This window comes from Paenisporosarcina sp. TG20 (assembly GCF_000286315.1).
Classification (GTDB): Bacteria; Bacillota; Bacilli; order Bacillales_A; family Planococcaceae; genus Paenisporosarcina.
Genome location: NZ_ALJG01000082.1, coordinates 1 through 2054, shown reverse-complemented (window position 1 = coordinate 2054; position 2054 = coordinate 1). Strand labels below are relative to the sequence as shown.

Sequence of the window (2054 nt, the reverse complement as noted above, 5' to 3'; positions counted from 1 at the left end):
CCCTTTATAAAGGGATTTCTCCTTTTTATTTGGTCACTACAACCTTTGTCCGACTATTTCATGTTTCCTTTTTAATGGATCTTTCACACCCAGCAGCTTGTAAATTTCATTATGGTTTTTTTCAGGTGTTCCTGAGACTCTAATATGATGAATTTGATCTTTTTGATCAGTTACGATCACAGTTGTTCGTTGATGAGTAGAAAGCTGGTCTTTAATAGTAGACCAATTCCGATGGTCACCCTTTCCCTTTAATTGATACTCTATACTAATTAATAAATGATACGCTAATACAGAGATGAATAAGTGACCTCGTGTTCGTTCGGCTAATTGATGATAGACAGGTCTTACCCCTAAATCTGTTTTTAAAGACCGAAAGGCTGCTTCTATTTTTGTTAAAGTTGTATATAATCGCCACACTTCTTCTGCGGATAATTCTCCTTCACTTGTTTCAATCACATAACATCCCGTTAAAATAGCACGCTCTGTTCGTGTTGGCTTTTTATCAAACGTGATGGTCTTCACTTTTTCTTCCTTTTCATCTAATTCAAAAGAAACGGTGTAATGTCGAGCAATAGAAGGATAACGCTCTCTAAGTCGACCAACCCGTTCACCAACTTTTTCTACCAACTGAACATTACCCTTTTCTACAGAGGATTTTAATCGATCAAGGTCATTTAGAAATCGAGTTTCTTTTAGTGTATCCATGGCGATTTCTTTCTTTTCACGACCTTCACTAAGACAGAGGATTCGGCTTCCTTTTTCAATGGATATTTTTTTAACAAATACTGATTCCGTCACCGTTGAACCTGATGAAAGGCCTTGTGTTTCTCCTTTAGAAGAAGAAATCTTTTCAAAAGTTTCTCTTGCTTCCTGGAACTCTTGAACATATTCCTTCTCGACAGCTCTTCGTTCAATCACGATATACGGATAATCCATTTCTTTTATAAGAAGAAGATTATCTTTCGTGGCAATGCCGCGGTCCATCACAATCATAGGTCGTTGACCCTTCAATAGAGTATGAGACGATTCGATAGTCAATTGTTCCAATATATCCGTAAGCGTTTCAGGTTCTGATTGATTTCCACCATAGATTTGGCTAAAGATTGGGAATCCTGCATCATCTACAACAAGAGCCAACGTCACAAGTGGACAGTCGGAGCGTTTTTCCTTCGACTTACCTCGCATAGCCAACTCGTTGTTTAGCGCACTTCCTTCAAAATAAGTATTGGTTAAATCAAAAAGAAATACCTGATTTTGACGTGGAAATAAGCTTACTTCCTTGTCGCGGAGAACGTGTTCAATTTCTTTTTTGTTGGCAAGTAATTGATCGGCTATTTCATATATGGCGTCTTTTCCTATACTTTCAAGATTGACAGGAAGTAACTCGATTAAAGCAGTTCGTTCCCGTAGCCAGCGCCAAGAGGCTAGGTCACTCGAGGGTGCCACAAGACGTCCAACAATTACAGCTTCCGCAAGTGCTTGTTGAGTCGGCGTGAAATCACAAGCACTCAATAAGTGGTTAAACTCCAACTTCTCCCAAAAAGCATGACCAACCAATTCAGGCCCGAGAGATCGCGATTGTGCTGTAGTGATAGACTCTAAGTCAACAGGTACGAATGTACCTTTTTCTTGACGTTCTTTCTTGGCATGAGTCTTTTGTTGCGTAAAAGAAAAATGAGTCATGACTTGTTCGGTTGCCTCAGCGATTTGACTTTCATCTTCAAATAGAGTAATTTGACCCGCTAATCGGCCTTCCAATGCGGCCGCTAATTTTTTCCATTCTGATTTTGGAAGTGTGAGCGTTCCTAATTGCATCACGACCCGTTGTCTAGGACCTTTTTCTGTTCGATAGGACTCAACCAATACATGTTTCATATATTTTTTATTCGTACCTTTATTTTGGGTGATCGTTTCACGTATATACATAATCTGATTATAGCGCAATAGAAGGGAATGTACAACTAAAAATATAGTATAATATATTTTAGGTCACTACATTTCAATTGTCATATCATAAACACTGTTAAATCAACGTTTCGAGGCATGAAAAAGCA

At 38.6% G+C, this 2054-nt stretch carries 1 protein-coding gene; it reads right to left on the bottom strand.

Going from position 1 to position 2054, the window contains the following annotated elements:
* Positions 1–36 precede the first annotated feature (36 nt).
* A complete protein-coding gene (locus B371_RS0100545) occupies positions 37–1875 on the bottom strand; it encodes an IS1634 family transposase (RefSeq protein ID WP_019412409.1) in 1839 nt (612 codons plus the stop codon).
* Between the last annotated feature and the right edge of the window lie 179 nt (positions 1876–2054).